This is a genomic window from Coleofasciculus sp. C1-SOL-03 (assembly GCF_040220555.1).
Lineage (GTDB): Bacteria > Cyanobacteriota > Cyanobacteriia > Cyanobacteriales > Coleofasciculaceae > Coleofasciculus.
This window is the reverse complement of sequence record NZ_JAVJUO010000197.1, coordinates 44256-52610: the sequence shown is the minus strand read 5'-3', so window position 1 is coordinate 52610 and position 8355 is coordinate 44256. Positions and strand designations below refer to the sequence as shown.

The 8355-nt window shown below is 47.0% G+C and carries 3 protein-coding genes and 1 pseudogene; all 4 read left to right on the top strand.

Annotated elements, in window-relative coordinates:
- Nucleotides 1-463 precede the first annotated feature (463 nt).
- The 4 genes and pseudogenes from carB (at nt 464) to RIE73_RS30720 (ending at nt 8239) form a co-directional block, all read left to right on the top strand.
- Nucleotides 464-3718, top strand: a complete 3255-nt coding sequence (gene carB / locus RIE73_RS30735; protein WP_446404785.1) for a carbamoyl-phosphate synthase large subunit — start codon at nt 464-466, stop codon at nt 3716-3718.
- Nucleotides 3719-4240: 522 nt separating this feature from the next.
- Nucleotides 4241-4867 (top strand): GNAT family N-acetyltransferase, encoded by a 627-nt coding sequence (locus tag RIE73_RS30730; protein ID WP_446404784.1) that lies wholly within the window; start codon nt 4241-4243, stop codon nt 4865-4867.
- A gap of 289 nt (nt 4868-5156) precedes the next feature.
- Complete coding sequence (locus RIE73_RS30725; protein WP_446404783.1) at nt 5157-6356, top strand: RNA-guided endonuclease InsQ/TnpB family protein; 1200 nt, start codon at nt 5157-5159, stop codon at nt 6354-6356.
- 582 nt (nt 6357-6938) lie between these two features.
- Nucleotides 6939-8239: pseudogene (locus RIE73_RS30720) on the top strand (group II intron reverse transcriptase/maturase).
- Nucleotides 8240-8355 lie beyond the last annotated feature (116 nt).

Here is an 8355-nt window from a genome sequence, read left to right as displayed (position 1 = left end):
GCCTCTGTCGTATAAATGGGTAAAAATGTAAGAGCGATCGCAACACTGATTTCACGGATTTATAGAAACGTTTTGGGTGGGGAGTTAGAGGTTAGTCACACTGATTTCACGGAGGCGTTAGTCCTCAATAGCCAGAAGATGTAAGACTTGTCGGGAAATTATTAAGTTCTCTGTGTCAATATGATCAGCCGATCAGATATTCAAGAGTGCGATCGCGCCTTGGCTGCACTCCATCGGATAACAAGACTAACTTTAATCCTGTGTCCCCTCTCTATTAACGCCTCAGTGCAATCAGTGCGACCAACAGTCCACCTCCCCACCCCTAACCTGCCAATCAATCAGAGAAATCTGTGTTCCACAATCCCCTAAGTCATCAAACCCCAACATAACTGCCGCGACGAATTTCCCTCAAACCATATAAAATAAACAGGATTCAAGAATAGTCACGCAATCACCGACACTTATGCCTCGCCGCGACGATCTTCACAAAATCCTGATCTTGGGTTCTGGTCCCATTGTTATCGGACAAGCCTGTGAGTTTGACTACTCTGGCACTCAGGCGTGTAAAGCCCTCCAGCAGGAAGGCTATCAAGTGATACTGGTTAACTCCAATCCAGCCACAATCATGACCGACCCAGAAACCGCAGACCGCACCTACATTGAACCCCTGACTCCGGAAATTGTGGAGAAGGTGATTGCCAATGAACGACCAGACGCCCTATTGCCGACGATGGGGGGTCAGACGGGTTTGAATGTTGCCGTAACTCTGGCGAAAAACGGGGTTCTGGATAAATACGGCGTTGATCTGATTGGGGCTAAACTCGATGCCATCGAAATGGCAGAAGACCGCCAGCTTTTCAAAGAAGCCATGGGGCGTATCGGTATCCAAGTTTGTCCTTCAGGAATCGCCAGTACCCTGGATGAAGCCAAAGCCCTTGCCCAACGCATTGGCACCTACCCCCTAATTATTCGCCCAGCTTATACATTAGGCGGAACAGGCGGTGGTATTGCCTATAACCAGGAAGAATACGAAGAAATGGCGCAAGCTGGGTTAGACGCCTCCCCCGTGTCTCAAATCATCGTGGAACAGTCCCTCCTGGGATGGAAAGAATATGAGTTAGAGGTGATGCGGGATCTCGCCGATAACGTTGTCATTATCTGTTCCATCGAGAACCTTGACCCTATGGGCGTCCACACGGGGGACTCGATTACCGTCGCCCCCGCCCAAACCCTCACCGATAAGGAATATCAGCGACTCCGGGATTACTCGATTCAAATTATCCGGGAGATTGGCGTGGAAACCGGGGGATCAAATATTCAGTTTGCCATCAATCCCGTGTCTGGGGACGTGATTGTCATCGAAATGAACCCCCGTGTCTCCCGGAGTTCTGCCCTCGCCTCCAAAGCTACCGGGTTCCCGATCGCTAAATTTGCAGCGAAGTTGGCGGTAGGGTATACCTTGGATGAGATTCCCAACGACATTACTCAGAAAACCCCCGCCTCCTTTGAACCCACGATCGATTATGTGGTGACCAAAATTCCCCGGTTTACCTTTGAAAAATTCCCCAACGCCCAACCCGTACTCACCACCCAGATGAAGTCCGTGGGGGAAGCCATGGCAATTGGGCGCACGTTCCAAGAATCCTGCCAAAAAGCCCTGCGTTCTCTGGAAATCGGACGCTACGGGTGGGGATGCGATCGCGCCGAGAAACTCCCCTCCTTAGAACAAGTGCGGTCTGGCTTACGGACACCCAACCCTGACCGCATTTTTACCCTACGTCACGCTTTACAGTTGGGGATGACTGTCGAAGAAATTTATGAACTCACGGGGATTGATCCTTGGTTTCTAGATAAGTTTGCCGATTTACTCGAAACTGAAAAATTCCTCAAGCGCACTCCCTTAAAAAACTTGACAAAAGATGAGCTTTGGTATATAAAGCGTCAAGGCTATAGCGATCGCCAAATTGCCTTCGCCACCAAGACAACGGAAGATGAAGTGCGGACGTATCGCAAGCAACTGGGGGTTGTTGCCGTTTACAAAGTCGTGGATACCTGCGCCGCCGAATTTGAAGCATTGACCCCCTATTACTATTCCACCTACGAAGAAGAAACCGAAATTATCCCCTCTGATAAGCGCAAGGTGATGATTCTCGGTGGGGGACCCAACCGGATTGGACAGGGAATTGAGTTTGACTACTGTTGCTGTCATGCGGCTTATTCCCTCGCCAAAGAAGGGTTTGAGACGATTATGGTCAACTCCAACCCGGAAACCGTTTCCACAGACTACGACACCAGCGATCGCCTTTACTTTGAACCCCTGACGAAAGAAGACGTTCTCAATATCATTGAAACCGAGAAACCCGAAGGGATTATCATCCAGTTTGGCGGTCAAACCCCATTAAAACTCGCCGTTCCCCTGCAAGAGTTTCTCAACAATCCCGAAATCCCCACCTCCGTTCCCACCAAAATCTGGGGAACGTCTCCCGACTCCATTGATATTGCCGAAGATCGGGAACGCTTTGAACAAATCCTGCGCCAACTGGATATCAAACAGCCTCCCAACGGCATCGCCCGCAGTTATGAGGAGGCGTTGGACATTGCCAAGCGCATCGGTTACCCGGTGGTAGTGCGTCCCTCCTATGTCCTCGGTGGACGGGCAATGGAAATTGTCTATTCTGACCTGGAGTTGGAACGGTATATGACCTTTGCGGTGCAAGTGGAACCGGAACACCCGATTCTAATTGATAAGTTCTTGGAAAACGCGATTGAGGTGGATGTGGATGCGATCGCGGATCATAGGGGTCGGGTGGTAATTGGTGGCATTATGGAGCATATCGAACAAGCAGGGATTCACTCCGGGGACTCAGCCTGTTCGGTTCCGTTTATTTCCCTGAATCCCACGGCAATGGAAACGATTCGCACCAGTACCCATCAATTAGCGACAAAGCTGAAAGTCATCGGCTTGATGAATATCCAGTTTGCGGTGCAAGGGGAAACCGTGTACATCCTGGAAGCCAATCCCAGGGCGTCGCGTACTGTTCCTTATGTCTCCAAAGCCACTGGTGTCCCTCTAGCGGCTTTGGCGTCCCGGATTATGGCAGGAGAAACCCTAGACGCCCTGGGTTTAACCCGCGAACCGCAACTCCAGCACATTGCGGTTAAAGAAGCCGTCTTGCCCTTTGATAAATTCCCTGGTACTGATCTGATCCTCGGACCAGAAATGCGGTCTACAGGGGAAGTGATGGGGATTGATACGGACTTTGGTAAGGCATTTGCTAAGGCAGAATTAGCGGCGGGTCAGCGTTTACCCCTGTCGGGTACCGTTTTTGTCTCCACCAATAACCGGGATAAAGCCAATGTTGTCCCCGTGGTGCGAGACTTGATGGACTTGGGCTTTAATGTGATTGCCACCGAAGGAACCCGCCAAGCCCTGAAGGAACAGGGGTTGCAGGTCGATTTAATCCTGAAACTGCACCAAGGGCGTCCCCATGTCTTGGATGCGATTAAAAATAAGCAGATTCAGTTGATTATTAATACCCCAACCGGAGAAGATGCCCAAGCCGATGGTCGGTTAATTCGGCGTACCGCACTGGCGTACAAAATCCCAATTATTACCACGATTGCGGGTGCGAAGGCAACTGCTGGGGCAATTCGTTCATTGAAGTCTCAGCCTTTAGATGTGAAAGCATTGCAGGACTATATTTATGAGACTCAGTAAGCAGTGATCGATATCAACAATATCCAGTGATCAATAAACTGTCATTGGGCGTTGCAGATCACAAAATAACCGCCTAAAGTTCAATCCGGATTTGACGGCAATTGCCTCAATTCCAGCCAATCCCATGGACTTTAGGCGAAAACAGGGATGGTGTTCAGGGAGAATGTATTTGTATATACTTAAAAAAAAATAATCTGCTGCTAAATTCTTAATCAGATGCAACTTTATCTGGTTTAATATTACACTGAAAGAAAAATAGACGTAAAATTGGGGTAAGTTGGGGTGTAGAGAGTCAGAGATGGGCAAACTCCCGTTGTCCGAACGGACAGCATCAGTATCTCATACTGCCGTTTCCCGATAGTGATATCAAGTGGGTATGGAAATGTGACCTCGACACCAAACAGCAGAAGCAATCCTTAATCATTCCACCGTAGAATACAGTGTAAGTCATAAACGGCTGCCCCATCGGTCAAATCGCCCAACGTTAACGTTAATGAATAGTTAAGCAGATTGTGAATCGCGATGGCTGTATCGGTTTCTCAGGCGGCAACATGTTCCAACAGCACTCAACTTCCGGTGTCTTTGAAATCTCCTTCCATAACACCTGTTCCGGATACTCTGGTGATCACCTATCTCCAGATGACCGATCCAACTCAATTCCGTCCGGCGTATCTCAACTACCCGGATGGGATAAAAATGATGTGTATGGATACGCCTGATGTTGCCTTCTATCGGTTTCTGTACAGTACCGTGGGCAAGCCTTGGCGTTGGCGCGATCGCTTATCCTACTCGGATGAAGAACTGCAAGAGATTCTCACTGCCTCTGAAACCAGTATTCACGTCCTCTATGTCAATGGTGCGCCCGCTGGATACATTGAGTTGGTCAAGCGTCGCGAGGGACCATCGGGTCGGTTCTACTCGACGGAAATTGTCTATTTTGGGTTGCGCGAAAACTATTTAGGACGGGGGTTAGGGAAGCATTTACTCAGCCATGGGATTGCTTACGCTTGGAACAAAGGAACCCAACGCCTCTGGATTCATACCAGCAATTTGGATAGCCCCTACGCCCTGGATAATTGTATTAAACGGGGCTTTAAAATCTATCGGATTGAGAAAGAACCCATGCCCGAATTGTATCGGCAACCCTAAGGAGAATGGCACTGAAATAAACATTAGGGAATCGCCGAAACCTTTGACATACCGTAGGGTGGGCATTGCCCACCAGACTTAAGTCAGTATCCTGTAAGAGGGGGGAGATAGAGTGGGCAGTACCCACCCTATAGCTCAAGGTTTTGATGCTTTAAAAATGCTTATCATGCTGTGGGGGTTTGGGGGAGCAATAATACCCACGTCATAATCTTTGATTTGGCGTTGGGATACATGGACTCCCCCAAATTAGCACTTGAAAACTTCCTAATAAACGCCATATAATAGGAAAATGCTAACATTTAACTATTGCTACCGAATCTATCCAGATGCCACTCAAGAACAACGGTTAATTGAGTGGATGGAAACTTGCCGCCGTGCCTACAACTACGTATTGGGGGAAATAAAAGATTGGTGCAATAGCCGTAAATGTTTGGCTGATAGGTGTTCCTTGGTGCGTGAGTATATCACCCCAGTGGATGCCCCATTTCCCAATGAAATCAATCAGCTTAATAACTTGCCCAAGGCTAAGAAGGAATTCCCAAAACTGAAGGAAGTTCCTTCCCAAGTTCTACAACAAGTGATTAAGCAACTACATAAAGCCTGGGATTACTTCAAATCCCGTGGGTTTGGTTTCCCTAGGTTTAAGAAAATTGGGCAATTTAAATCGCTACTGTTCCCTCAGTTTAAGGAAAACCCAGTAACGAATTTTCACCTGAAACTACCCAAACTTGGGGTAATTCCAATCAATCTGCACCGCCCTATTCCACCTGGTTTTATGGTTAAGCAGGTGCGGATTATAAGGAAGGCTGATCGGTGGTATGCATCTATCAATATTCAATGTAATGTTAATGTCCCTGACCCTAAGCCTCATGGACACCCGATTGGTGTAGATATAGGGCTAGAGAAGTTTTTGGCTACCAGTGATGGCGTTGTTGTTGACCCGCCTAGGTTTTTTAAGACACTACAGAGCAAGTTGAGATTACTGCAACGTAGGCTGTCTAAGAAGCAGAAGCGGTCAAGTAACTATGAGAAGCAACGGATCAAGGTTGCCCGACTTCACCACCACATTAACAACATCAGAAAAGACTTTCATTTCAAACAAGCCCATGCCCTTTGTGATGTTGGGGATATGGTTTTCATGGAAGATCTGGACTACAGAATTAGCGCCAAAGGGATGTTGGGTAAGCAAATGCTTGATGGAGGATTTGGTCAATTCCGCACCATCACCCAATATGTATGTTGGAAACGGGGCAAATTCTTTGCTGTTGTTGATGCCAGAGGCACTTCCCAGGAGTGTCCTAAATGCAAGGGTGAAGTCAAAAAAGACCTGAGTATCAGGGTACATGATTGCCCTCACTGCGGCTACCAAACTGATAGGGATGTAGCCAGTGGTCAGGTAATCAGAAACCGAGGTATAGAATCAATTAGTACCGCAGGGCTTGCGGGGTGCGATTCGTTCTCTAGAAACCATGATTTCATGGGGGATTAGAGGCAAGGAATCAGGAGAAGTGCCTTAATCTTCTCAATTGAACCTTGACAACTCAGTAATTCGTGAGAGTGAGGATTAATCCAATTCTCTCCCTCTGAAGGCTTCAGAGGACAGCATAACCCACAGGGTATAGCATGACAACCTATACTCTGCGGCGCATGGGTTAAATGGAGGTAACTGGTAGCCCAAACTGGAATCCCTCCTAGCATAGTCAGATATGATTACGCAAGGAACTCACGTTTTAAGTGCCGTCATCCTGAAGTAGCGAAATAAGGCTGATAAGCTACGTCCAAAAGGACACAGTGAAATATAGGTTTCTACAGTCCCGTAGGTAGAAACAAGCCCCTATAGTAACTCGGCACATAGTAAGAATCTAAGTCTGACGCAATAACGAATACTGGGAACGAAGTAACCTTCTTTATTCGCTCTTGGGTGTTGGTCGATAACCAAGTAGGAAGTCATCCGCAAGCAATAGGAAGGAAGGATTGTCTCAAAAGCCAAAGCTATTCTGTAATGGAATGGATATGCTGACAGAGACACGATAGTTAGGAAGATGGAGTCTACGAGTAGAGTTAAAACGTTATGAACACGGTTCAACCGATGTATGAATGGAATACTATCCCCTGGCGTAAGCTAGAGCGAAATGTATTCAAGCTCCAAAAGAGAATCTATCAAGCCTCTCAACGTGGCGACAGTCAACAGGTTAGGCGATTACAGAGACTGCTTCTAAAGTCATGGTCATCCAAAGCCCTAGCGGTTCGACGGGTTACACAGGACAATACAGGTAAGAAAACCGCCGGAGTAGATGGGGTAAAATCCTTAACCCCAAAACAAAGGATGGTACTTACCCAGAAGCTCGACTTAAAAGGAAAAGTTCAACCAATCCGTCGAGTGTTTATACCTAAACCCAATAAAACAGAAAAGCGCCCTTTAGGGATTCCTACCATTCAAGACAGAGCAAGTCAAGCTCTTGTCAAGATGGCACTAGAACCCCAATGGGAAGCTCTCTTTGAACCCAACAGCTACGGTTTCCGACCCGCACGGTCATGTCACGACGCAATTCAAGCGTTACACGATATGCTGAGGCATCATGACAAATATGTTCTTGATGCCGATATAGCAGGATGCTTTGACAACATCAATCACGAAACCCTAATCAAGAAATTGGATACCAGCCCATTAATCAGTCGTATAGTCAAATCTTGGCTCAAGGCTGGCATCATGGACAAAAACGTATTCCGAATCAACGAAAAGGGGACACCCCAAGGTGGAGTGATATCGCCATTATTAGCCAACACCAAAGACACAAAGACCGGATTAAGGAAGTAGTCAACAAAGGTAAAGCAAAAACACAGCTTGCAATCATTAAGGAACTGAATCCAATTATCAGAGGATGGTGTAATTACTATTCCACAAAAGTAAGTTCAGAAGCCTTCAAATACCTCACCCACTTTACTGCCCAATCACTCATGAAATGGGCAAGACGGAGACATCCAAAGAAAACCTTACACTGGATATACCGCAAATACTTCGGAATCCATGAAGGGTATCAATGGACATTTATGAAGGAGCAATCCAGAGTAATTAGACACTCCGAAACAAAAATCGAAAGATGGGTTAAGGTTGCAGGGGATAGAAGCCCGTATGATGGGGACTGGGTTTACTGGTCAACAAGAATGGGAAGACATCCCGAAGCTAAGAAAAAGGTCGCCTATCTACTCAAGCAACAGAAAGGTAAATGTTCCCACTGTGGATTACGATTCAACGTCGATGACCTTATGGAAATTCATCATATCGACAAGAATCACCACAATAACAAATGGGAGAATCTAACCTTATTACATCGCCATTGTCACGACGAGGTACACAAGACAAGTGCCTAATTATTGAGGAGCCGTATGAACGAAAGTCTCATGTACGGTTTTGAAGACGAGTATAATGCGGTGACGCTTATGCTTAGTTTAACAAAGGAAACTGCCTGTGCAGCCGATCTACCGGG

Bases quoted from the DNA above. Each gene is read 5' to 3' on its own strand.
- carB (WP_446404785.1), top strand. From the start codon at position 464: ATGCCTCGCCGCGACGATCTTCACAAAATCCTGATCTTGGGTTCTGGT.
- RIE73_RS30730 (WP_446404784.1), top strand. From the start codon at position 4,241: ATGGCTGTATCGGTTTCTCAGGCGGCAACATGTTCCAACAGCACTCAA.
- RIE73_RS30725 (WP_446404783.1), top strand. From the start codon at position 5,157: ATGCTAACATTTAACTATTGCTACCGAATCTATCCAGATGCCACTCAA.